The organism is Rhodopila sp. (assembly GCF_035548095.1).
GTDB lineage: Bacteria > Pseudomonadota > Alphaproteobacteria > Acetobacterales > Acetobacteraceae > Rhodopila.
Window position 1 is genome coordinate 65789 of record NZ_DASZUV010000026.1, and the last position, 23561, is coordinate 89349.

The 23561-nt window shown below is 66.7% G+C and carries 23 protein-coding genes, 1 tRNA gene, 1 pseudogene and 1 riboswitch; of the genes and pseudogenes, 11 read left to right on the forward strand and 14 right to left on the reverse strand.

Annotation, left to right across the window (positions count from 1 at the left end; translation table 11 throughout):
- Positions 1-230 precede the first annotated feature (230 nt).
- The 3 genes from VHC04_RS18445 to VHC04_RS18455 are packed head-to-tail and all read left to right on the forward strand — an operon-like array spanning position 231 to position 3407.
- The gene (locus VHC04_RS18445) at positions 231-1607 is read left to right on the forward strand and encodes an ABC transporter substrate-binding protein (RefSeq protein WP_325683993.1); all 1377 of its coding nucleotides are present in this window, start codon (positions 231-233) and stop codon (positions 1605-1607) included.
- A 10-nt stretch (positions 1608-1617) separates the two neighbouring features.
- Positions 1618-2529: a carbohydrate ABC transporter permease gene (locus tag VHC04_RS18450; RefSeq protein ID WP_325683995.1), complete on the forward strand. Its 912-nt coding sequence runs from the start codon at positions 1618-1620 to the stop codon at positions 2527-2529.
- Entirely contained in the window at positions 2526-3407 is an 882-nt protein-coding gene (locus VHC04_RS18455; RefSeq protein ID WP_325683997.1) for a carbohydrate ABC transporter permease, read from the forward strand. Before VHC04_RS18450 ends, VHC04_RS18455 begins: the two co-directional genes overlap by 4 nt.
- Before the next feature lie 30 nt (positions 3408-3437).
- On the opposite strand, the gene proB is transcribed toward VHC04_RS18455, so the two are convergent.
- The 4 genes and pseudogenes from proB to rplU form a co-directional block, all read right to left on the reverse strand.
- Positions 3438-4568 carry a glutamate 5-kinase gene (proB, locus tag VHC04_RS18460; RefSeq protein ID WP_325683999.1) on the reverse strand — a complete coding sequence of 377 codons (1131 nt, stop codon included), beginning with the start codon at positions 4566-4568 and terminating at the stop codon, positions 3438-3440.
- Positions 4565-5575 (reverse strand): GTPase ObgE, encoded by a 1011-nt coding sequence (gene obgE / locus VHC04_RS18465; RefSeq protein ID WP_325684001.1) that lies wholly within the window; start codon positions 5573-5575, stop codon positions 4565-4567. The genes proB and obgE overlap by 4 nt, the downstream gene beginning before the upstream one ends.
- Positions 5576-5645: 70 nt before the next feature.
- On the reverse strand, positions 5646-5915 hold the full coding sequence (rpmA, locus tag VHC04_RS18470) for a 50S ribosomal protein L27 (protein ID WP_325684003.1): 270 nt from the start codon (positions 5913-5915) through the stop codon (positions 5646-5648).
- 144 nt (positions 5916-6059) lie between these two features.
- A pseudogene (rplU, locus tag VHC04_RS18475) lies at positions 6060-6362 on the reverse strand (50S ribosomal protein L21); the annotation flags it as partial.
- A gap of 201 nt (positions 6363-6563) precedes the next feature.
- Here rplU and VHC04_RS18480 point away from each other — a divergent pair.
- Both VHC04_RS18480 and VHC04_RS18485 read left to right on the forward strand, forming a co-directional pair.
- Positions 6564-6992, forward strand: coding sequence for a GNAT family N-acetyltransferase (locus tag VHC04_RS18480; RefSeq protein ID WP_325684005.1), 429 nt, complete (start codon positions 6564-6566; stop codon positions 6990-6992).
- Positions 6993-7114: 122 nt separating this feature from the next.
- Complete coding sequence (locus tag VHC04_RS18485; RefSeq protein ID WP_325684007.1) at positions 7115-7996, forward strand: 50S ribosomal protein L11 methyltransferase; 882 nt, start codon at positions 7115-7117, stop codon at positions 7994-7996.
- Between the two features lie 116 nt (positions 7997-8112).
- On the opposite strand, the gene VHC04_RS18490 is transcribed toward VHC04_RS18485, so the two are convergent.
- Entirely contained in the window at positions 8113-8754 is a 642-nt protein-coding gene (locus VHC04_RS18490; protein WP_325684091.1) for a class I SAM-dependent methyltransferase, read from the reverse strand.
- A 10-nt stretch (positions 8755-8764) separates the two neighbouring features.
- The gene (gene ubiA, locus VHC04_RS18495) at positions 8765-9664 is read right to left on the reverse strand and encodes a 4-hydroxybenzoate octaprenyltransferase (protein ID WP_325684009.1); all 900 of its coding nucleotides are present in this window, start codon (positions 9662-9664) and stop codon (positions 8765-8767) included.
- Between the two features lie 65 nt (positions 9665-9729).
- Here ubiA and VHC04_RS18500 point away from each other — a divergent pair, with 65 nt between their 5' ends.
- The 4 genes from VHC04_RS18500 to VHC04_RS18515 all read left to right on the forward strand — a co-directional run bounded on the left by VHC04_RS18500 (position 9730) and on the right by VHC04_RS18515 (position 13592).
- Positions 9730-10437, forward strand: a complete 708-nt coding sequence (locus VHC04_RS18500; protein ID WP_325684011.1) for a 16S rRNA (uracil(1498)-N(3))-methyltransferase — start codon at positions 9730-9732, stop codon at positions 10435-10437.
- Positions 10438-10529: 92 nt separating this feature from the next.
- Entirely contained in the window at positions 10530-11924 is a 1395-nt protein-coding gene (locus VHC04_RS18505) for a glutamate--cysteine ligase (RefSeq protein ID WP_325684013.1), read from the forward strand.
- Between the two features lie 67 nt (positions 11925-11991).
- Complete coding sequence (locus VHC04_RS18510) at positions 11992-12663, forward strand: phosphatidylserine decarboxylase (RefSeq protein ID WP_325684015.1); 672 nt, start codon at positions 11992-11994, stop codon at positions 12661-12663.
- A 23-nt stretch (positions 12664-12686) separates the two neighbouring features.
- Positions 12687-13592 (forward strand): CDP-alcohol phosphatidyltransferase family protein, encoded by a 906-nt coding sequence (locus tag VHC04_RS18515; protein ID WP_325684017.1) that lies wholly within the window; start codon positions 12687-12689, stop codon positions 13590-13592.
- A gap of 7 nt (positions 13593-13599) precedes the next feature.
- Here VHC04_RS18515 and VHC04_RS18520 read toward each other — a convergent pair whose 3' ends face one another.
- The 6 genes from VHC04_RS18520 to metZ all read right to left on the reverse strand — a co-directional run bounded on the left by VHC04_RS18520 (position 13600) and on the right by metZ (position 19356).
- Entirely contained in the window at positions 13600-14943 is a 1344-nt protein-coding gene (locus VHC04_RS18520) for an ABC1 kinase family protein (RefSeq protein WP_325684019.1), read from the reverse strand.
- A 186-nt stretch (positions 14944-15129) separates the two neighbouring features.
- Positions 15130-16080 (reverse strand): NAD(P)-dependent oxidoreductase, encoded by a 951-nt coding sequence (locus tag VHC04_RS18525; protein WP_325684021.1) that lies wholly within the window; start codon positions 16078-16080, stop codon positions 15130-15132.
- Positions 16081-16094: 14 nt separating this feature from the next.
- Positions 16095-16436: a carboxymuconolactone decarboxylase family protein gene (locus tag VHC04_RS18530; protein WP_325684023.1), complete on the reverse strand. Its 342-nt coding sequence runs from the start codon at positions 16434-16436 to the stop codon at positions 16095-16097.
- Positions 16437-16540: 104 nt separating this feature from the next.
- Positions 16541-17146, reverse strand: a complete 606-nt coding sequence (gene folE / locus VHC04_RS18535) for a GTP cyclohydrolase I FolE (protein WP_325684093.1) — start codon at positions 17144-17146, stop codon at positions 16541-16543.
- A 142-nt stretch (positions 17147-17288) separates the two neighbouring features.
- On the reverse strand, positions 17289-17783 hold the full coding sequence (apaG, locus tag VHC04_RS18540) for a Co2+/Mg2+ efflux protein ApaG (protein WP_413789125.1): 495 nt from the start codon (positions 17781-17783) through the stop codon (positions 17289-17291).
- A 370-nt stretch (positions 17784-18153) separates the two neighbouring features.
- Positions 18154-19356 carry an O-succinylhomoserine sulfhydrylase gene (gene metZ, locus VHC04_RS18545; RefSeq protein WP_325684025.1) on the reverse strand — a complete coding sequence of 401 codons (1203 nt, stop codon included), beginning with the start codon at positions 19354-19356 and terminating at the stop codon, positions 18154-18156.
- Positions 19357-19410: 54 nt separating this feature from the next.
- Positions 19411-19490: riboswitch (SAM riboswitch) on the reverse strand.
- Positions 19491-19686: 196 nt separating this feature from the next.
- Here metZ and VHC04_RS18550 point away from each other — a divergent pair.
- Entirely contained in the window at positions 19687-21303 is a 1617-nt protein-coding gene (locus VHC04_RS18550; RefSeq protein ID WP_325684027.1) for a hypothetical protein, read from the forward strand.
- Positions 21304-21315: 12 nt separating this feature from the next.
- On the opposite strand, the gene VHC04_RS18555 is transcribed toward VHC04_RS18550, so the two are convergent.
- Positions 21316-22893: an ABC transporter substrate-binding protein gene (locus VHC04_RS18555; RefSeq protein WP_325684029.1), complete on the reverse strand. Its 1578-nt coding sequence runs from the start codon at positions 22891-22893 to the stop codon at positions 21316-21318.
- Between the two features lie 283 nt (positions 22894-23176).
- Between VHC04_RS18555 and VHC04_RS18560 the strand changes: the two genes are divergently transcribed.
- A tRNA-Gly gene (locus VHC04_RS18560) sits at positions 23177-23250 on the forward strand.
- An 83-nt stretch (positions 23251-23333) separates the two neighbouring features.
- On the opposite strand, the gene VHC04_RS18565 is transcribed toward VHC04_RS18560, so the two are convergent.
- Positions 23334-23465, reverse strand: coding sequence for a hypothetical protein (locus VHC04_RS18565; RefSeq protein ID WP_325684031.1), 132 nt, complete (start codon positions 23463-23465; stop codon positions 23334-23336).
- Positions 23466-23561 lie beyond the last annotated feature (96 nt).

The following is a 23561-nucleotide window of genomic DNA, read 5'->3' on the forward strand; positions in this document are numbered from 1 at the left end:
AGGGAATGGGCCGTGGCATCCGCGAAGGAGGCCGCGGCCTTCCATCATGGCGCGGCTCTTCACGACCTGATGATATCGCTTAACAAACGGGCAGCGATCAAAATAATCGCATTGACGGCGCTGGACCCGTAATCATAGGGTGCGCTCAATTGGCGGTGGCCTGTGCCGAGAAGTCCGCCATTTATCCGGACGCAAAAATGCGCCGGGCTTTACAGGGAAGGTACACGGCCATGACCACCATGAGCCGTCGCGGGCTGATTCGTGGCTCCGTCAGTCTGGCGGCGACAAGCACCCTGGCGCGCCCCTATATCGCGAACGCGCAGGCGAAGACCGCAACGCTGTGGGTCGGACAAGGCTTCGTCCGGCAGGAAGATGCCGCGCTGAAGAAGACGGTCGCGGATTACGAGGCCGCCAGCGGCAACAAGATCGACTACAGCATCATCCCGTTCGGGCCGCTGGGCCAGAAGATCGTTTCGGCACTGACCAGCGGCGACGTGCCAGACCTGTTCTTCCAGGACGCGCCGACGACGATCCTGCCGCAGGCGGCCTGGAACAATAAGCTGGTGGACGTCACCGACGTGGTGGAAACCCAGGCCGACAAGCTGAGCGAGACCGCGAAGCTCAGCGCGACATTCAACAACGGTACCACCAAGCAACGCAGCTACTACCTGTGTCCGATCAAGCAGGCGGCGACGCCGTTCCACATCTGGGGCGACCTTGTCGTCAAGGCCGGATACGACCTGAAGGACGCGCCGGACACTTGGGATGCGTTCTGGGACTTCTTCAAGCCGATGCAGAAGAAGCTGCGCGCCCAGGGCATGCGGCGCATGTTCGCGCACGGATCCTCATTGACCACGGTCGGGCCGAACGACGGCAACAACCTGTTCTACCACTTCGTGATCGCCAATGGCGGCCAGGACGTCGTCACCCCGGACGGCAAGCTGCACACCGATGATCCCAAGGTGCGCGAGGCCTTCATCAAGTCGGTCGATTACCTGACCCGCTGCTACAAGGACGGCTATGTGCCGGAAGACGTGCTGAGCTGGAACGATTCCGACAACAACAACGGGTTCCACCAGAAACTGTTCATCATGGATTTCGACGGCACCATTTCCACTGAGCTGGCGATGATCGACAACAAGAAGGCGTATTTCGAGGAATCGGTGACGATGGGCCTGCCGAAAGGCAATGACGGCAAGCCGATGGCCGGACAGACCGGCGCGGGCGGCGGCTACATCCCCAAGGGCGGAAAGAATGTCGACGTCGCCAAGGACTTCATGAAATTCTTCATGCAGCCCGCCGTGATGAACGAAAACCTCAAGGCCGGCCTCGGCCGATGGTTCCCATCGATACCATCCCTGATCAAATCCGATCCGTTCTGGCTCGACCCCGCAGATCCGCACCGGGCGCCCTATATCAAGATCGCGCTGGGACCGATGATTCCCGTGTTCAACGCCTATAACCCCGCCTGGGGCCAGGTGAACGCGGAACAATTGTGGGGCCGGGCGGAAGCGGATGTGATCAAGAACGGTATGACACCGGAACAGGCGGTGGACAAGGCGTTCAAGCGCGCCGAGGAGATATTCACCAAGTTCACCTTCGGCTAGGGGCACGCGCATGAGCACCACGCAACTGGCCATCGGGCGGGCGGTTGCACCATCCCGCGTCTCCCGTCACGCCTGGCGCGCCGGGCTGCAAGGCTCGGAGTTCATCTGGGCGCTGGCCTTCATTCTGCCCTATGTCGCAATATTCCTGGCTTTCGTGATCTACCCGATCATCTATGGCCTGTGGCTCGGCAGCCAGCCTCGTCTGTATCGCGACCTGTTCAACGATCCCATCTACCTCAGCACCGTCACCAATACGCTGCTTTATGTTGGCATCGGCGTGAATCTGAAGATGCTGCTGGCCTTCCTGCTGTCCGGCTTCTTCATGCGCAAGCGCTGGTGGGTGAAGGCGCTGATGATGATCTACATCCTGCCCTGGGCCATCCCGTCGCTGCCGGCCTTCACGTCGATCCACTGGATGCTGAACGGCAACTGGGGCTTTCTCAACAGCCTGCTGTACGACGTATTCGGGATCGACGGTCCGATCTGGCTGAACGATCGGACGCTGGGCATGACATCCAATATCGGCGCCTATATCTGGAAGAACATGCCGTTCTGGACGGTGATCTTCCTCGCCGGCCGGATGGCGATCCCACAAGAACTCTATGAGGCGGCTTCGGTGGACGGCGCCACCGGCCTGCGCCGTTTCCAGCATGTGACGATCCCGCTGATCGCGAACCTGTATCTGGTGTCCACCCTGCTGTCGACGATCTGGTCGCTGGGCGAGTTCAACGCGGTGTTCTTCGTCACCGGCGGCGGTCCGGCCATGTCGACCGAGGTGCTGGCGACACTGGGCATCCGCCATGCCTTCACCATGGGCGAGCCCAGGCTGGGCGTGGCGGCAGTGATGTCGGCGCTGCCGGTACTGCTGCCGATCGTTTTCATCCTGATGCGCCGGCTCCGCCGAGCGGAGGTGCAGCTATGAGCGCGAGCCTTGCCGCCGTGACACGCCGCAAGCATTACCGGCTGCGCGGAGTGATCTCGGAAATCGCCTGCATCCTGCTGGGCATCGTACTGGCGGTCTGGTCGCTGATGCCGGTCTACAACATGGTGCTGATCGCGCTCAGTGAGCACAGCGCGGTGTTCAGCGGCGACATCTACCCGCGAGACCCGTCCTTCCACAGCTTCTATGTCGTCTGGACACAGGGCTTCTGGTATCTGGAACATTTCTGGCAGCAATTCGGCAACAGCTTCTTCATCGGGCTGATGACGATGTTCCTGGTCCTGCTCATCGGGACGCTGGCCAGCTTTACCGTCGGCCGCATGCGGCTCCGCTATGGCTGGCTGCTGACGAACGCGGCGCTGCTGACCTATGTCATTCCGGCCTCGTTCCTGGCGATCCCGTTCTACCGCATCATGCAGATGTACGGACTGGCGAATAATCCATGGTCCGTCATCGCCGCAATGGTCACATTCGCCACGCCGTATGCCATCTTCATCTTCCAGCAATACGGCAAGTCCATCCCGCTGGAGCTGGACGAGTCCGCACGCATCGACGGCGCCTCACCGTTGCAGGTCTATTTCCGCATCTACCTGCCGCTGATGGCACCCGCCCTCGTGGCTGTCGGCACCTACGCGCTGTTGCTGGCATGGAACGAGTATCTGTACCAGTTCCTGCTGCTGTCCTCGAAGGACAGCATGACCGTATCGGTCGCGCTGGCGCAGTTCATGAACAGCGATGAGGCACCCTGGAACTACATGATGGCGACGGCGATCATCTATGCCATCCCGCCGGTGGTCATCTATTACGCCGTCCGCCGGCACATGGCGGCCGGGCTGACGATGGGCGGCGTGAAAGGATAGCGGCCGGCGCGCCCGCCCCCGCTTGCGGCTCTACACCAGCACGAGATCGTCGCGATGGATCATCTCATCCCGGCCACGCCAGCCCAGGATGGCCTCGATCTCCGCCGACCGCCGCCCGACGATGCGCTCGGCGTCGGCGCTGGCATAGGCGGAGAGGCCGCGGCCAAGGACCGCGCCGCCGGGGCCCAGGATCGTCACCGCGTCGCCGCGGGTGAACTGCCCTTCCACCGCGCGGACGCCCACCGGCAGCAGGGATGATCCGTTCGCCAGGGCTCGCGCGGCACCCGCGTCCACCGTGAGTGTGCCCTGGGGCGACAGGGAGCCGGCGATCCATTGCTTGCGGCGGCTGCGGCCCTCCGGCGACGGCAGGAACCAGGTGCACCGGGCCCCTTGCTCCAGAACAAGCAGGGGCTGCTCCACCTTGCCGATGGCAATCGCCATGGCGCAGCCGGCCTGGGTGGCGATCCGCGCCGCGACCAGCTTGGTACGCATGCCGCCCGAGGAGTAGCCGGGCGGCGGCTCGCCGCCCATCGCCTCGATGTCCGGCGTCAGGCAGCCCACCACCGGGATGTGCCGCGCGTCCGGATCGCGGCGGGGATCGGCGGTATACAGCCCGTCGATGTCGGACAGCAGGATCAGTTGATCGGCGCGCACCATCTCGGCAACCCGGGCGGCCAGGCGGTCATTGTCGCCAAAGCGGATCTCGCTGGTGGCGACGGTGTCGTTCTCATTGATAACCGGGATGCAGCCCAGGCCCAGCAGCGTGGTCAGCGTCTCCCGCGCGTTCAGATAGCGGCGGCGATCCTCGGTGTCGTCCAGGGTCAGCAGCAATTGCGCGGCGGTCATGCCGCGCGCCGACAGGGTTTCCGCCCAGGCCTGCGCCAGGCGGATCTGCCCGACCGCGGCGGCGGCCTGCTTTTCTTCCAGTTTCAGCTTCTTGTGCGTGAGCTTCAGGGACCGCCGCGCCAGCGCGATGGCGCCCGAGGACACCACGATCACCTCGGTGCCGCGGCCGCGCAGGCGCTGAATATCGGCGGCCACGCTGGCCAGCCAGCCGGTGCGCGGGGCGGCGGTCTTGTCGTCGACCACCAGCGCGCTGCCGATCTTGATGACGACGCGTTGCGCCGTGGTCAACGAGGGAACCGCGCGCGAGGACGTCACGCCGCGTGCTCCTGCCGCGCGGTGTTGATCGCGGTCTGCAGTGCTCGCAGCACCTCCGGCACGCCCTGCCGGGTGGCCCCGGACAACAGGTGGACCGGCCGGCCGCTGGCCTTGCGCAGGGCGGCCACGCGCGCGGACGCCTCGCGCGGCGTCATGGCGTCGGACTTGTTGAGGCCGATGATCTCGGGCTTCTCCGCCAGGCCGTGGCCATAGGAATCCAGCTCGTCGCGGATGGTGCGCCAGGCCTTCACCACATCGCCGGCGGCGCCGTCGATCAGGTGCAGCAGCACGGCGCAGCGCTCGACATGGCCCAGGAAACGGTCGCCCAGACCGGCGCCTTCGTGCGCGCCCTCGATCAGGCCGGGGATGTCGGCCAGCACGAACTCTTCCGATGCGGACAGGCGGACGACACCCAGCTGCGGGTGCAGCGTGGTGAACGGGTAATCGGCGATCCTGGGCTTCGCCGCCGATACGACGGACAGGAAGGTGGACTTGCCGGCGTTGGGCAGGCCCACCAGCCCGGCATCGGCGATCAGCTTCAGCCGCAGCCAGACCCAGCGTTCCTCACCCGGCCAGCCCCTGGTGGATTTCCGGGGCGCACGGTTGGTGGAGGACTTGAAATGCGCGTTGCCGAAGCCGCCATCGCCGCCGCGCAGCAGGGTGACGCGCTTGCCGGGCTGGTCGAGGTCGGCCAGCAGCGTCTCCTGATCGTCATCCAGCACCTGGGTGCCCAGCGGCACCTTGATCACCAGCGCGGGGGAACCGGCGCCGGTCTTGTCCGATCCCGCCCCGTTACCGCCCTTCTTCGCGCGGAAATGCTGCGTGTAGCGGAAGTCGATCAGCGTGTTCAGGTTCGCCTCGGCCTGGAAGACGATGTCGCCGCCCTTGCCGCCATCCCCGCCGTCCGGGCCGCCGAACTCGATGTATTTCTCCCGCCGGAACGCGGTGACGCCGTCGCCGCCATCGCCGGAGCGCAGGTAGATCTTGGCCTGGTCGAGGAACTTCATGGGGATGCACCAAAACGAAACGGGGGCCGGCACAAGCCGACCCCCGTCCCACACAGATGAGGAGTCGGCGTTATTCAGCAGCCGCCGGCAACGGCTCCACGGACACGTGCACCTTGCCCTCGGCCTTGCGGGCGAACTTCACCGTGCCGTCCACCAGCGCGAAGATGGTGTGATCACGGCCCAGGCCGACATTGCTGCCGGGATACCACTTGGTGCCGCGCTGCCGGATCAGGATGTTGCCGGCGATGACCTTCTCGCCACCGAACTTCTTGATGCCAAGGCGCCGGCCCTCGGTATCGCGCCCGTTGCGGGACGAACCACCTGCCTTCTTATGTGCCATTGCGGATTACCCCTGATGCTCAGCGGTTTCGACGGCGGCCGGGCTCTCACCCACCACCACGGCGGCGGATTCGGCAGCGTCCAGCGCGGCCGGCGGCACTTCATCGGCGTTGGTGTGGCCGGTGAAGGTTTCGCCGCCCAGCGTGATCCCGCCGACACGCAGGACGGTGACATGCTGGCGATGGCCGTTCTTGCGGCGGCTGTTCTGCCGGCGCCGCTTCTTGAAGATGATGACCTTGTCCAGCCGGTCCTGGGCGATGACGGTGGCGGTGACCGAGGCATCGGCCACGGTGGGCGCGCCAATGGTCAGGTTGCCGTTGACGCCCACGGCCAGCACGTCGTTGAAGGTGACGGTGCCGCCGGCCTCGGCGTCCAGTTTCTCGACTTTCAGCACGGCGTTGGGGGCAACGCGGTACTGCTTTCCGCCGGTGCGGATGACAGCGAACATGGATACGACTTTCGTGGTTCTATAACGCAGCGGGCCGCTGGAACGCGTGGGCGCCCCGGCGGCCGGTGAGGTGCGTTATAGTCGGGGCGGCGGACCTGTCAACCCGAAAACCCGTGGCAGGTCAGCAACTTGCTGATGTCACCCGCGCCCCGGACGCGGACCTCGGGCGAACCGGGCAGCCGGGAATTTCGGAGGAAAGCCGTGGAAGGCATTGAACTGGTTTTCGATCCCCCGCCGGCCGAGGCCCTGTCGCGCCACGTCCTGAACGCGGTTTTGGCGCATAACTTCGCCCGCACCGGCGTCAGCGAGAGCCATGCGGTCAACTTCATGCTGAAGAACGCACGCGGCGAGATCCTGGGCGGGCTGATCGGCCATGTCTGGGGCGGGTGGCTGCAAATCAGCCTGCTGTTCGTGTCCGCGGCAGTGCGCGGCCAAGGCCAGGGATCGCGCCTGATGGATGCCGCCGAGGCGATGGCGGTCGAGCGGGGTGCCACCGCGGCCACGCTGGACACCCATAGCTTCCAGGCGCGCGGCTTTTACGAAAAGCGCGGTTACCGCGTGTTCGGACAGCTGGACGACTACCCGCCGGGCCACAGCAAATTCTTCCTGCGCAAGACGCTGGCCAGGTAATGCCATCCAGCGCCGGCCCCCAGCGCCGGCCCCAGCGCCAATCCTTGACAGTGCCGGCCCTTGACAGCGCCGGCCGGACCTGCGCCGGACAGGCCACTTCCACCCCTTTCGACCAGATACAAATGGCCCGCCACATCGCCCCCCTGGAAACCGTCGCCGTCACCGTGCCCGAGGATGCCGTGGAGGCCTTCGAGGCCGCTCTCCTGGCCGTCTGCGACACCGTCGGCTTCTTCCTGGACGAGGAGACCGGCCTGTGGCGCCTGGAAGGCGTGAAACCGGTCGGCGCCAGGCAGGCGGAGCTGGACGCCGCATTGGCGCTGGCGAACGCCGCCGCCGGGTTGGACGCCGCCCTGACGCACACACCGACCGAGGCGGATGGCTGGCTCGCCCGCACCTATGACTCGTTTCCCGAACATCGCATCGGCCGTCGCTTCGCCGTGCGCGGCACCCATCTGGCCGAGGCGCCGCGCATGCCCGGCCGCCTCACCCTGACCCTGAACGCCGGGGTCGCCTTCGGCTCCGGCGAGCACGGCTCCACCAGCGGCTGCCTCCTGGCCTTCGAGGCTGTGGCGAAGCGCCGGCCGCGCCGCATCCTGGACCTGGGCACGGGGTCCGGCATCCTGGCGATGGCGGCGGCGGCGCTGCTGCACCGGCCCGTGATGGCGACGGATATCGAGCCCTGGTCGGTGCGGGTCACGCGGGAGAATGCGGCGGCGAACGGCGTCGGCCGGCTGGTGCGGCCGAAGCTGGCGAATGGCTGGCGCGATCCCGCCGTACGCGGCCCGTTCGACCTGGTGTTCGCCAATATCCTGGCACGCCCGCTGTGCCGGATGGCGAAGGATCTGGCGGCCAACCTCGCGCCCGGCGGCACCGCCATCCTGGCCGGATTGCTGACCACGCAGGTCCGCTGGGTCCTGGCCGCGCATCGCCGCCAGGGGCTGGTGCTGGAACGCCTGGTGCCGCAAGGTGCCTGGACGACGATCGTGTTGCGGAAGCGGCGATAGAGCGCGATCGCCTGAAGCCGGCAATGGGAAGGCGTGAATCGCGCTTTCGAATCAAAGAGCTGATGAAGCATGACAGGATCAACCCGACCCGACCCCTGTCATGCTTTATCCGGAGTCTACGCCGCCTCCAGCCGGTACAGCACCACGGCCCGGCTGGTGCGGTCCTCCAGTTCCAGCGTCGTTTCGATGCGGTATTCGGCGAAGCCGCGCATGCCGGCTGTCGGCAGGTAGGCGCGGCCGGGGTCGGCCACCCACACCTCGGCCTGGCGCGCCATGCGGCGCAGCCAGGGCATGATGTGGCCGGTCATCGGCGCCTCGTAGCAGACATCGCCGCATAGGATCAGGTCCCAGCGGCAGGCATCGCCGACCACGTCGCCGGATGAGGTGACGGAAACCCGGTTCAGGGCCGCGTTCAGCCGCACGGCGGCGACGGCCAGCGGATCGACCTCGGCCGTCTCCACCGACGGCGCGCCGGCCAGCGCACAGGCGATGGCGGCGATGCCGCACCCGGCGGCAAAATCCAGCACCCGGCGGCCGGCGACCTTGTCGGGATGATCCAGGATGTGCCGAGCCAGCGCCTGCCCGCCGGGCCAGGCGAAAGCCCAGAACGGCGGTGCCACGCCGTTCTCGGCCAGCCATGTCTCCGTAGCCTGCCACAGCGGCGTCAGCTCCGTCGCCAGAAGCAGCCGCACCTCCGGCACCTGGACGGCGCGACCCGGGACCGTGTTCGCCCGGATGAACGCCTCGGCGTCCTTCAGGGCATGCGGATCAGAGCGCACCGACCAGGATCGCCAGTCCGATGGCGATCCCTACCTCCCGATTGGCACGGAACAGCCGCAGGCAACGGGCCGGATCGTGGATGTTCAGCGTGATCACCTGCCGCGCCAGCAGGGCCGCCGGCACAATCAGCGCCGCGTAGAACCAGGGCCGCAGTCCGGCCAGGATGCCGGCGGTCACCAGCATCGCGATGGTCCCGGCGTAGCAGACGGCCAGGAACGGGCGCGTGCGCTCACCGAACAGGCGGGCGGTGGAGCGGACGCCGACCAGCGCGTCATCCTCCCGGTCCTGATGGGCGTAGATCGTGTCGAACCCCAGGTCCCACAGGATCGCCGCCAGATAGATCGCCACCCAGGCGCCGTCGATCACGCCGGTGGCGGCGGTGTATCCCAGCGGCGCGCCGAAGCCGAAGGTGAAGCCCATGACCAGCTGCGGCCACCAGGTGAAGCGCTTCGCCAAGGGGTACAGGAACACCAGCAGCAGGGAGCCGATGCCCATCCGCTGCGCCGGCGGGTTCAGCTGGACCAACACCGCCAGTCCGACCAGCAACAGCACCGCCAGGAAGAGCAGCGCCTGGATCGGCCGCAGCGCACCGGATGCCAGCGGCCGGCCGGCGGTCCGCGCGACCTTGCGGTCGATATCGCGGTCCCACAGATCGTTCACCACGCAACCCGCCGCGCGCATCGCCAGGCTGCCGATGCCGAACAGCAGCAACAGACGAATTCCATCTGAAAGCGGTGGCCGAGCGAGGAGAATGCCCCACATACCGGGAAGGAACAGAAGCCAGGTCCCGATCGGACGGTCGGCTCGGGCCAGCAAAAGATAGGGGAGCCAGGATCGCGGCAGCCGGGCGACCCAGCCGGTTGCGACGATGTCGGTGTGGCTATTCATACGGAAAGGTTTGTTCGCCGTTTCATGCTGCCGTCAACCATCCTTTTGCGCCACCGGACCATTCGGTGACTCACATCCGCTTGTTCGTGCCGACGCCTTTGTCCGAAGGCGCGGCGGTCGAGGCGTCCACCGCGCAGGCGCATTATCTGGGCACGGTCATGCGCCGTTCGGCGGGCGATCCGGTCCGGCTTTTCAACGGGGCGGACGGCGAATGGGAGGCGCGTATCGTCCCGCGGGGCCGCGGCCGGCTGACCCTGGTGCCGGAGCGGCAGGTGCGGCCGCAGGCCCCGGAGCCCGATCTGTGGCTGTTGTTCGCGCCGCTGAAGCGGGACACCACGGACCTCGTGGTGGAAAAGGCGACCGAGCTGGGGGTATCGGCATTGCTGCCGGTGTCGACGGAGCGGACCAATGCCGGGCGGGTGAACGCCGATCGCCTGAACGCCGTCGCCATCGAGGCGGCGGAACAATGTGAGCGCCTGACCGTGCCTCGGATCGCCCCGCTGCGGCCGCTGGCTGACGTGCTGGCGGACTGGCCGCCGGGCCGTCCGCTGTTCGCGGGCCTGGAACGCGACGCGGCCGCCACGCCACTCCCCGCCGCGCCGCGGCACGCGGCTCTGCTGATCGGTCCGGAGGGCGGCTTCGGGCCGCGAGACCGGGCGCTGCTGTCACGGCTGGAGGCGGTCGTGCCGGTGTCGCTGGGACCCCGTATCCTGCGGGCGGAAACCGCCGCCATAGTCGGCCTGGCCTTGTTGCAGCGGCCAAGCTGTGGCTAGTACGCTTTCCTCAACAGTCATGCGTGCGGGCACCCGGCCCGTCCGCTTCACCGCCCCCGCGGCGGTGGCAACCGGAACGTCTTGAGAATTCTATGTCGAATCCCGGAGACACCGACGAGACCCCGCTCGAGTCGGTCCGCCAAATGGCCGAATATCTCGCCGCCGGCTGCAAGCCGCGTTCGGCGTACCGTATCGGCACGGAGCACGAGAAGTTCGGCTTCCGGCTGGATGACTTCGCGACCCCGCCCTATGCCCCGGCCGACGGCCAGCCGGGCAGCATTCGCGACATGCTGCGGGCGCTGGTGACACAACGGGGCTCCGGCGGCGGCGGCGAGCCGATCCTGGACTCGGGCAACATCATCGGCCTGAAGCAGAACGGCGCCGCGATCTCGCTGGAGCCGGCCGGGCAACTGGAGCTGTCGGGGGCGCCGCTGATCGACCTGCACGCGACGAAGACGGAACTGGAGGATCACTTCGCGGCGGTGCGCGCGGTGTCGGAGCCGCTGCGCATGGGCTTCGCACCGCTGGGTTTCCATCCGACGGCGACACGGGCGGCGATGCCCTGGATGCCGAAGGGACGCTACGCGATCATGCGACGCTACATGCAGCTCGTCGGCTCCATGGGGCTGGACATGATGACCCGCACCTGCACGGTGCAGGTCAACCTGGACTACGCGTCCGAAGCGGATATGCGGCGAAAGCTGCGCGTCTCCCTGCTGCTGCAGCCGCTGGCGACGGCGCTGTTCGCCAATTCCCCGTTCACCGAAGGCAAGCCGAACGGCTTCCTGTCCTACCGCGCGCATGTCTGGACGGACACCGACAACCAGCGCTCCGGCATTCCGGCGGTGATGTTCGAGGACGGCTTCGGGTTCGAACGCTACGCCGCCTGGGTGATCGAGCGGATCCCGATGTATTTCGTCTACCGCGACGGCCGGTACATCGACGTGGCGGGCAGGTCGTTCCTGGATTTCATGGCCGGACGGATTCCCGAACTGGCCGCCATGACGCCGACGCTGGGCGATTTTGCCGACCATGTGACGACCGTGTTCACGGATGTGCGCCTCAAGCGTTTCCTGGAGATGCGCGGCGCCGACGCCGGCTCGCCGGAGATGATGGTGGCGCTGTCCGCCCTATGGGTCGGGCTCCTGTACGATGACGCCGCGCTGGCGGCCGCCGAGGCATTGCTGGCCGGCGCCGGGTGGCAGGATGCGACCGAGGCTCGCGCGGCGGTGCCCCGCCTGGGCCTGGCCGCCCCCTGGCGCGGCCACACACTGCGGGACATCGCATCCGACGTCGTTGCCATCGCCGCGGACGGACTGCGCGCGCGGAATTGCCGGAACGCGCAGGGTCAGGATGAAGCGGTCCTGCTGGAGCCGCTGCGGGCGATCGCCGCCGGCGGCCCGACCCAGGCCGAGGCCTGGCTGACCCGCTACCATGGCGCCTGGGGCGGTGACGTGCGTCCGATCTTCACGGAAGCGGCGATCTGATCGCACGCGCGCCCGCACCGCGAGCCGGTTGCCGTCCGTCAGGCGAAAGGCCATAAGCCGCCGAACCATGTCTATGATCGACGACGTCCGTGGCGTGCTCGCGCCGCCGCACCCGGCGGGCCGGCCCTTCATCCTGGGTGGCCTGGCCGTCATCGTGGTCGGCATCGTGCTGGCCCACTGGCTGATCTGGCTGGGCCTGCTGTTCACCCTGTTCTGCCTGTATTTCTTCCGCGACCCCGAACGGGTGACGCCCGCCCGCCCCGGCGTGCTGGTGGCACCGGCGGACGGCCGCGTGGTGGCCACCATCCTGGCACCGCCGCCGCCCGAACTGGGGTTGGGGCCGGAGCAGCGCTGGAAGGTCTCGATCTTCCTGTCGGTCCTCAACGTGCACGTGAACCGGGTGCCGATCAGCGGCGTGGTCACACGCATCGCCTACCACCGCGGCGCCTTCGTCAGCGCCAGCCTGGACAAGGCCAGCGAGCTGAATGAGCGCAACGCGCTGGCGATCCGCCTGGCCAACGGGCGGGAGATCGCAGTGGTGCAGATCGCCGGCCTCGTCGCCCGCCGCATCCTGTGCGACGTGCGCGAGGGTGACCCGGTGCTGACCGGCCAGCGCTTCGGCATCATCCGCTTCGGCAGCCGCACCGACCTGTATCTGCCGCCGGGCGTCCGCCCGCTGGTCGAGGTCGGCCAGACCATGGTCGGCGCCGAGACCGTCATCGCGGAGATGGCACACTGAGCGACCGCCCGCCAATCTCCCCGATGCGCCGGCTGCGGCGCTATCGGCCGCGCAAGCGCCTGCGCCCGCGCTACAGCGGCCCGTCGTTCAACAGCATCATCCCCAACCTGATGACCATGCTGGGCCTGTGCGCCGGCCTGACCTCCATGCGCTTCGGGCTGGAGGAGCGGTTTGGCGCGGCGGCGGTGGCGATCGCGGTGGCGGCGGCGCTGGACGGGCTGGACGGGCGGCTCGCGCGGCTGCTGAAGGGCACGTCGCGGTTCGGCGCCGAGTTCGACAGCCTGTCGGATTTCGTCTGCTTCGGGGTGGCGCCGTCCTTCGTGCTGTACTTGTGGTCGCTGCATAAGGCCGGAGCCTACGGCTACGTGCCGTGCCTGATGTTCGCGGTGTGCATGGCCCTGCGGCTGGCCCGCTTCAACGCCGCATTGGATGGTGCGCCGAAGCCGGCCTATGCCTACAGCTTCTTCACCGGCGTCCCGGCCCCCGCCGGCGCCGGGCTGGTGCTGTTTCCGCTGTTCCTCGGGCTATGGGCAAGGCAGGAAAGCCTGGACTGGCTGCTGGCGGTCACCCAGTTTCCGGTGACGAACGCCTTGGTGCTGATCGGGACCGCATTACTGCTGGTCTCGACGCTGCCGATCTGGAGCTTCAAGAACTTCAAGATACCGTCGCAATACCTGCTGCCGCTCTTCCTCGGCGCCGGCGCCTATATTGCCGTGCTGATCGCCGACCCGTGGCTGGCACTGGCGGCCGGCGGGCTGATCTACGTCGCCATGCTGCCGTTCAGCGTCCGCAGCTTCCACCGCCTGCGGCGAGAGGCCGAGGAAGCCGAAACATTGCGCGACGAGGCGTCGCTCGAAGCGGACAACCCGGCCCTTGAGGCGATCAATCCGGACGGGGAAGAAGGGACAGGGCGGCGCGACCCCGCCTGATCCGCCGCTACCCCGCCGCCGGCACGCCGGCCTCGGCCAGGGCGGCCGCCTGACGGTCCGCCAGGGCCTGCTCGTTGAAGTCGGCTACCAGCCGGTGGAACATCTGGTACCAGTTCAGCTCCGCTCCCAGCCGCAGGAACACGCCGCCCAGGCCGATCGCGGACCGGTCCATCAGCAGAAATTCTCGCGGCGGCCTGACCCCGCCCGTCCGCTGCAACCCGGCATGGACCCGCTCGGCGACATCCCGTCCATATTGCGGATCATTGGTTTCCTGAATGCGGCGCACACGGTCCTGGATCAGCGGCTCGTAGAGAAACCGGGCCCACATGTTCAGAACGTCCATCTTCTCTCGGGTGAGGTCCTGGAAACCCCACACCTCGTAGGCGTGGTGCGCCTTGTCGTCGTCGTTGTCCCGCACCGCCTCATACAGCAGGATGACGCCGCTGACGAATTTCGCAGGGAACACGCGGATGGCACCATAATCCAGCAGGTTCAGGGAACCATCCGGCCGCACCTGATAGTTGCCCAGATGCGGATCACCATGGATGACGCCGTACCGGTAGAACGGCACGTACCACGCCGCAAACAGCGCCTCGGCGATGCGGTTGCGTTCCTCCAGCGGCGGGTCCTCGGCCAGACGAGTCATCAGCGCCCTGCCGTCCAGCCAGCTCATGGTCAGCAGCCGCTTGGTCGACAACTCCGGCACCGGTACCGGCACATGCACGTTCGGGCTATCCTTCAACATCAGCCCGTACAGCCGCATCTGCGCGGCCTCGCGCTCGTAGTCCAGCTCCTCGCGCAGCCGCTCGCGCAGTTCCTTGTAGATCTCATCCTGCTTGATGGCGTTGTCCACGCGATGGTACACGGCCATCGCCAGCTTCAACTGCTTCAGATCCGCTTCGACCGTGCTGGGCATATCGGGATACTGCAATTTGCAGGCGACCTGCGTGCCATCGTGCAGGGTGGCCCGGTGCACCTGCCCCAGGCTCGCAGCCGCCGCGGCCTCGTGATCGAAACTGGCAAAACGCGACTGCCAATCCGGCCCCAGCTCACTGTTCATGCGCCGGCGGACGAAATTCCAGCCCATCGGCGGGGCATTGGCCTGCAATTGCGACAGCTCCGCCGCGTATTCCGCCGGCAGCGCATCAGGCACGGTGGACAGGAACTGCGCCACCTTCATCAGCGGCCCCTTCAGGCCGCCCAGCAGCACCTTGAGATCCTCGGCATGGGCCGATCGGTCGGTCTTGATGCCGAAGACGCGGGACCCGGCGACGCGGGCGGCAATCCCCCCAACAGCCCCCGAGGTGCGGGCGAAGCGGCGAATCTCGCCGAACAGATTACTGCCGGACATCAGACCGGCATGTCAGAAGGTGGGGCATCATGTCGCATGAGATATTTGACGCCCCACCCTAAATGCAACCGACCGTCCCCGCGAAAGCACGACAGGGCCAGGCCGACCCTGTCCATGCTTTATCAACTCTTTGATTCACAAGCGCGATTCACGCCTTCTCACCGCCGGCTTCAGGCGGTCGCGCCTCTAGCCGTGTTTCGCCTTGTTCTCCAGCGCCTCGGTCAGTCGCTGCGGATCGACCTTGACCTCGACGCCGGCGCGTTCCGTTTGCAGCAGCATGATCGCGCGCGAGTCGCGATTGCCCCAGCCGCGGTTCAACCCTTCCGACAGGTCGGCCAGCGCCAGGTTGGCCAGCCGCATCGGCACGTTCAGCTCGCGGCCGAGCTGGGTGGCCAGCGAAACATCCTTGTGCGCCAGGCGCAGGGCGAAGGCGGGCGGTTCATACTTGTTCGGCAGGAACTGGTCGGTCAGCGAATCGAAGGCGCCGCGGCGGCCGATGGCGCCCTGGCGCACCGCTTCCCAGATCGCCAACGGCTCGATGCCGGCCTTCACGCCCATGCTGAACACCTCGGCGGCGGCGGCGGTGGCAATGTAGCCGTAGCAGTTGTGCACCAGCTTGGCGACGGACCCGGCGCCGATCGGGCCGATATAGCGGGCCTGGTCGCCGATCGTGTCCAGCACGGGCTTCCACTTCTCGAACACGTCGGCATCCCCGCCGCACCAGATCGCCAGCTTGCCGGTGGCGGCGCCGCGCGGCCCGCCGCTGACCGGCGCGTCGAACAGGTAGGCACCCTTCTTCTGGAAATCGCCATGCGCCTTGCGCACCGTCGACGGCGAGTTCGTCGTCAGGTCGAAGAACGCCACGCCGGGACGGATCGTCGACAGCAGCCCCTTCTCCCCATAGGTGATCGCGTCGAACTCCGCCGGGCCCGGCAGGGAGCTGAAGATCACGTCGCAACTTTCCGCAATCGCCGCCGGGCTGTCGGCCCAGACGGCACCATCCTTCAGATGCCGCGACGCGGCTTCCCGCCGCACGTCATGGACGACCACGGTGTGGCCGTCCTTCTGAATCCCCTTTTGCAGATTGGCGGCCATGCTGGCGCCCATGGTGCCCAGGCCGATAAACCCCGCCTTCATCACGCGGCCTCCGTTCAGGCGTTCGCGTCGAAGACGTCACGGGCGACATTCGACGCCGTCATCGCCGCCGGCCAGCCGGCATAGAAGGCGACGTGGGTGATCATCTCGGCCAGTTCCGTCTTGGTCAGACCGTTGTCCAGCGCCCGTTGCAGATGACCTTTCAGCTGCTCCGGCCGGTAGGTCGCGGTGAGCACCGCGCAGACGATCAGGCTGCGGTCGCGCTTCGACAGCTCCGGCCGCTCCCATACGTCGCCGAACAACACCTTCTCGGTCAGATCAATCAGCTTTGGCACGGTGTTGCGCACGCGGTCACGGGTCGCGGACGAGGCCGCGGCGGATTTCGGTTGCTGGGCCATGGTTTCCTCCTGGATGTCTGGCAAGGACGCCATTGCACACCAGGAGGCGGCGGCTGTCCAATCGGCGCCCCGGAGGGGCCGGCGGAAGCGCGAGGCCGCGCGGGCTATTCGGTGTAGCCCGCGCCACCCTTGCGGTTGATCATCGCCAGCAATTCCCGCCGGGTCGCCTGGTCATCGCGGAAGGCGCCCAGCATGCGCGATGTCACCATCGTTACGCCCGGCTTATGCACGCCGCGGGTCGTCATGCACTGATGCGCGGCCTCGATCACCACGGCGACACCCCGCGGCTCCAGCACGTCCTGGATCGTATTGGCGATCTGCGCCGTCAATTTCTCCTGGATCTGCAGGCGCTTGGCATAGGCATCGACGACGCGCGCCAGCTTGCTGATGCCGACCACGCGGCGATGCGGCAGGTAGGCGACATGCACCCGGCCGATGATCGGCGCCATGTGGTGCTCACACGTGCTCTCCAGACGGATATCGCGCAGCAGGACGATCTCGTCATAGCCGTCGGTTTCTTCAAAGGTGCGGGCCAGCAGCGCGACCGGATCGGTATCGTAGCCGACAAAGAACTCCTTGTAGGCCCTGGCGACGCGTGACGGCGTGTCGCGCAGCCCTTCGCGTTCGGGATCGTCGCCGGCCCAGCGCAGCAGAATGCGAATGGCTTCCTCGGCCTGCTCCCGCGTCGGCTGGCCAGCCGTCGCCAGCATGTCCTCCTTGGAGGCCTGCCCCTTGGAGCTGGCAGGCGTAACGATATTCACCGCGAGAATTCCTCTTATTCAGTGGTCAGGTCGCGGAAAGACCGCCGCGCCGATATGGGGGCTGTCCGCGGCGCCGCAACCCGACGAACCATCAATGCACCCGGCCGCTCTGATGCGGGCTGTCCAGGCTGAAGGCGGGGATCGCCACGTCGAAGTTCTCTCCCGACGAGGGAACGATCATGTGATACGCCCCGACCATGAAGCCGGACGGCGTGTCGAGCGGCGTGCCAGAGGTATATTCGAAGCTTTCCCCAGGTTCGAGCAGCGGCTGCTCCCCGACGACACCCGGCCCGTGCACGTGCTGCGTGCGGCCACGTGCATCCGTGATCTGCCAGGTGCGGCGCAGAAGCTGCACCGGCTCCCCGCCCTGGTTTTCGATCTTCACGCGATAGGCCCAGACGAAATGGTTCTCATCCGGTTGCGACTGGTCCGCCAGATAGAAGGACCGCACGGAGACACAAACATCCCGCGTGGTGCGCGAATAATCGCCGCGTGAGGATCGTCCCCCACGCGTCTCCTGCTGCGTTTCGCTCGGCGGCACCGATCCGCGACCGGCTTTCCCGGACCTGCGATCTTCAGTCGACATGGCACATCATCCTTCTGTCGCGCCGTAACCAGGGATGAAGACCGAATCAGGCGCGCTTGTCCAGCGAGCGGGGGCCGCCATCGCAGACGAGAACGCGGGCGGCGTCATCGGGCCGCCCATCGGCGCGTGCCTGGCACGGACGGCTGGCGGCGTGCCGGCACAGGCCATTCGCGCCGCCATGGCGTGGTTTCCCTGTCCGTATTGTATATCGTTCCGTACAGCCGTAGTGATGATGCCATCGACGCGGCAGCCGGTATGGATGCTCCCTTTCGTTGCGTACCCGGTCGATCCCGGCGGTAGCGAAGGGGTGCGGCGTGGCTGGCGGCGAACGCCGGCACGCCGCCACCCACACCGCTCGGTTTCATTTTTATTACCTAACAATATTGGACAGCCGCGCCAGGCCATGCCGGAAATCATCCTTCAGATCCTCGACATCCTCCAACCCGATCGATACGCGGATCACGCCGTCGGTAATGCCCAGGCGCGCGCGCTCGGCCTCACCGATGCGCATATGCGTCGTCGTCGCCGGATGCGTCGCCATCGACTTCGAATCCCCCAGATTGTTCGACAAGGCAATGAGCGAGAATCCGTTCATCACCTGGAAGGCGCCGTCCTTGCCGCCCTCCACCTCGAACACCACCATCGTGCCACCACCGCTCATCTGCGCCTTGGCCAGTGCGTGCTGCGGATGGTCCGTACGTGTCGGATACCAGACACGGCGGACGCCGCGCTGGGTCGCCAGGAAATCCGCAAGCATGGCGGCCGAACGGCTGGCGGCATCGACACGCAGCGCCAGCGTCTCGATCCCCTTCAGCAGCACCCAGGCATTGAATGCCGACAATGTGGGACCGGTGTTGCGTGTGAACGGCGTCAGCACCTCATTGATCCACTTGGCGCTGCCCAGCACGGCGCCGCCCAGCACCCTGCCCTGTCCGTCCATATGCTTCGTACAGGAATACACGACGACATCGGCACCCAGCTTCAGCGGCTGCTGCAGCAGGGGCGTGGCGAACACGTTGTCCACCACGACGATCGCGCCCGCCCGGTGCGCCAGCGCCGACACCGCCGGCACGTCCACCAGTTCCAGCATCGGGTTGGACGGCGTTTCCAGCAGCACGAGCTGGGTCGGCTTCGCCAGTGCCGCTTCCCACTGCGCCAGGTCGGCGCCATCGACGAACACGGACTCGATGCCGAACCTCGGCAGCAGCGTCGATACGATCCAGTGGCAGGAGCCGAACAGCGCGCGCGACGCCACCACGCGGTCTCCCGCCTTCAGATGCGACAGCAGCGCCGCATTGACCGCCGCCATGCCGGTGGCGGTGGTGCGGCAGGCCTCGGCACCTTCCAGCAGGCACAGCCGCTGCTCCAGCGACGTGATGGTGGGGTTGCCGAAGCGGGAATATTGATAGTGCTCGACGGCGCCGGTGAACGTCGCCTCGGCCTGCTCCGCGTCGTCGTAGACATAGCCCGAGGTCAGGAACAGCGCCTCGGCGGTTTCGCCATACGGCGTGCGCTGCACGCCGCCATGGATCAGGCGGGAGGCGGGACGGAGCTTTGTGGGATCGAGGGTCATCTGTCTGGGTCCTTGCACGCAATGACCCGACCGTGGAGCAGCACTGGGTCCCGGATGGGACCGGCACTGGCCTCTTTAGCGCGTTTGTTTCACCTCGCCGCAATCCGGCCGGACAAATCACGAGGGCCGGACGCCCCGGCGGCCAGCCTGATAAGCCGATAGCGGCGGTTCGTCAATCGTCGACTGCAGCGGATGGCCGGCGCCAGCAGGCGGTGCCAATCGAGTGCCGATGGGCGGTGACGCCGGGCGGCGTTCGCCGCGAACGCCTTGATCGCCCGAATCATTTGCGGGAACCTGCAGACAGATCCTGGGCTGCCGGAACCGCCTGCCATGAGCCAAGACACCGCCGACCTGCTTTATCCGATCCTGCTGGCCGGCACCGTTGTGGGCGGCCTTATCCTTCTTCTGGTTGGATTTCGGCTGTTGCTGTGGCCGTTGCGGCTGATTTGGCGCATCGGCGGAACGTTCCGATCCCGCCTGGGTACCATTTCGGTTCTGCTATGCGTGATCTGGACCGTGGCCATCGTGCCGGCGCCGTTCATCTTCCTGTGGGATTGGCTTCTGGATCTGGCCCAGGCCGTCCTGGTCAAGACGCCACAGCAAATGACGGTGGTGCTGCCGTCCGTCCTGTCCACATGTTCCAACGGCCCCGGGGCGTGCGCCTCCGCCATCCTGCCGATGATCGGCGTCGTCTGGAGCGGTGCCGTTACGCAGCCGGTGACGGCGATGCGCGTGCCGCCGGACCTGGCCCTGGCGGTCCTGGTGTTCGGGATCGGCATCACCGCCCTGGTGTTTTACCGCCGCGCCCAGGCGGAATCGGCATTCCGCCTGTCAATGAGCGGCATGTTGGGCGGGTATCTCGTGCTGAGCGCCTCTTTCCTGGGTGCGCTGTACCTGGCGATCACGGCGATCCTGGCGATCCCCGTGTTCAACGACACGGTTCCCGAACTGGGCCCGATGCAGACCGACCTGAGCACCAAGATGGCCGAGCGCGTTGAGGCGTTAGACGATCGGAATATCCTGGCGTTGGTAACCGAGCGGCAGACCTTGCCGGCTGATCTGGGGCCGTCCGACCAATCGGCCGGGGCGCCGGATCGCGGGATCAACGGGTTGAACGCGCTGTGGGGGTCCCAGCTTGATACATGGGACCAATCGGCCATGGTGCTGCGCCAGCGCATGGAATCCTTCGCCGGGGAAGCCAAGGGCTTTATCCCGACGGCGATTTCCTTTTTCCTGGTCAGCAACCAGGGCCATCGCGGCGAGGTCGCGACGAAGCGCCATGAAACGGTGCTGCTGGACTCCTACGGCCTGTGGATGGCCGATTATCGCGCCAATATCGATCGCTGTACGGAAGCGTTGCGGGACGGTCTGCGGCAGCTGCGAACCGTGCGCAGCGTGCTGCTGGAATTCATCCATGTCCCGTCGACATCCGCGGTCCAGGTGGTGGATCAGCTGCGGAAGACGGATCTCAGCAATTATGGCCGCGCCTGCACCAGCATCATGCCGGTGGTTCGTGACTACCTACCCGCTCGGTCCGGGCCCGCCGAGACGCTGGGGCTGTTCGGTCTCGCCTCCTCCTGGCTGCTGAAAACGGAGAGCCCGGAGCTGGCCTTGATCGTCGGGTTGCTGGGATTTGGCTTCTTCGGCGCGCTAGCGACCAGTTTCATCCGGGAGTTCAAGGGCACGCCCGGCAACCAGCTTCCGGGCGTTGGGTTCATTCTGCCGGCGCTGGTTCGCGGCATCGGCGCCGCCGTCCTGGTGTTCCTGGCGGCAAAGGGCGGCGCCGCGGTGCTGGCGAAGGGTGAGGTCAGCCCGAACGCGTACGCGATATTCTTCGCATGTTTCGTCGCGGCGGTGTTCAGCGATGACGTCTGGGATTGGGCCAGGACCAAAAGCGTTGCGGCCGGCGAACGGCGGCAGGGTGCGCCGGATCCGGCCGCCAAATAGGCGCTGCGCACTTCACGCCCATCGCACGTTCCACGGGAACGGCGACGTCGCCTCCAGAATGCCGGTCAGCCCCTTGCGGTGCGCCGTGAGGATGTAGAACCGCCCCAGGACCACGGTCGGCACCATCTCCAGCGCATGGAGGTGCATGGCGTGGACCACCGCGTCACGCTCCTGGTCGGTGGCGACCGTCGTCCATTGGTCGGTCAGCTGCTCGATCTTTTCGTCGGTGAACCAGCCTGCCCAGCCCTTGGCACCGAGGCCGCGCAGGACCGGGCTGATCGCCGGGTTGATGAAGGACGTGCCCAGCCACCAGTTGTGGAAGATGGACCAGCCGCCCTTCTCCACCGGATCGGGCTTGGTCCGCCGCTGCGCCAGCGTATTCCAGTCCATGCTCTGCAGATCGACGTTCATGCCGATCTGGCGCAGATATTCGTACGTCACATGTCCGAACGGCGCGATCGTCGGCACGTCGGCGGGGTTCAGGATCACCACCTTCTCACCCTTGTAGCCGGCGGCATCCAGCGCGCGCCTTGCCGCCTCGACATCGCCGGTCATGCCGGCCTTGCCGAGTTCCTCGCCATACCGCGTGCCGCACGGGAACAGTGCCTTGCAGGAACTGAAGATCGTGGAATCCCCGCCGGTCACCGCGCTCATGTAATCCTCCTGGTTCATGCCCAGGCGGACCGCGCGCCGGATCGCGGGATTGTTGAACGGCGGGTTCAGATGGTTGAACCGCATGGTGCCGAAGAAGCCGACGGTGTTGAAATTCTCCACCACCAGATCAGGGTTTTTCCGCAGCATCGGCAGCAGGTCCGGCTGCACCTGCTCCCACCAGTCGATCTCCCCCTTCATCAGGGCGTTCGCAGCCGTCGAGGCGTCGGGAATGACCTTCCATTCCACGCGCTGGATATGCGCCACCTTGCCACCCGATCCCCAGTCCGGCTTTTCCTGCCGCGGTACATAGCCGTCGAACCGCTCATAGGCGGCGCTGCTGCCCGGCACGAACGCGTCCTTGATGAAACGATACGGGCCGGAGCCGATCATTTCGGTGTTGGGCTTCGCCAGGTCGTGGTTGGCCAGGCGCTCCGGCATCACCACCGGCAGCATGCCGTTGGGCTTGGCGAGCGTATCCAGGATCAGCGGAAACGGCCGTTTCAGCTTGATGCGAATGGTCTTGTCGTCCTGGTAGCCGAACGCCTCCACCACCGCGCCCAGCGTCTGGCCATAGACGTCGCGCGCGGCCCAGCGGCGCAGGCTGGCGGCAGCGTCGCGGGCCAGCACCTTTTCGCCGTCATGGAATGTCAGGCCGTTCCGCAACGGGATCGTCCAGACACGGCCGTCGTCGGACACGGAGGCGCCTTCGGCCATTTGCGGGCGCGGCGTCTGCGTGCCGTCGATGCCGAACAGCGTGTCGAAAACGTAATAGCCATGCGTGATCGAGACCTGGGTCGTGGTCCAGGACGGGTCGAGCACCGACAGGTCCGCCGTCGGCACGTATCGCATCAGCTTGTTGCTGTCAGTGGCCGCGATGGCGGGACGGCCGAGCGCCGCCGCGGCCGTGCCGGCGGCCAGAAAGTCCCGACGCCGCATGGTTTCCTCCGTGTGTTATCGTTTTCGTCCCGCATTCCTAATATGCGAGACGGCGCGGCGGAAGACCGTCGGCGCGCGTTTTCCGGCCCGTTCACGCACGGCTTTGCGTTCGGCAATTCTTCGCACGGATTTCCGTTTCTATCGCACACCATAACGCACGCACGCCGGCCGGCGCCGCTGCGTGATGTCTCCCGCTCCCGCCGTTGCCGGCCGCAGCGGGACAGGACCGCACCCCTCACCAGGGTTTGCATCCACCGTTCGAACTGGATAGAAGGGCGCCAGCGCGGGTGTAGTTCAATGGTAGAACGGCAGCTTCCCAAGCTGCATACGAGGGTTCGATTCCCTTCACCCGCTCCAGCCACCCGCCCTGCGCCGGCAACGCCCGTTTCTCCGCCGACGCGCCGGCCGGCGACTGGATCAGTGCTTCATCCGCCGCTCCATCAGCCGGGGAACCGGTCATGGACGCGTTCCATGATGAACGGCCAGGGGCGTCTTGCACTTTGGGCGCCTTGCACTTTCAGGGCGCCTTGCGGCACTTTCAGGTTGTCCTCCACCGTCAGGTAGGGGAGCACCTGCCGATCGCGACGCTGACGGCACCCACGACGCTGACGGCACCCACCATGAATACGCGTACCAGGTGATGAGGAGCAGGTCGGCCGTTATCGGCG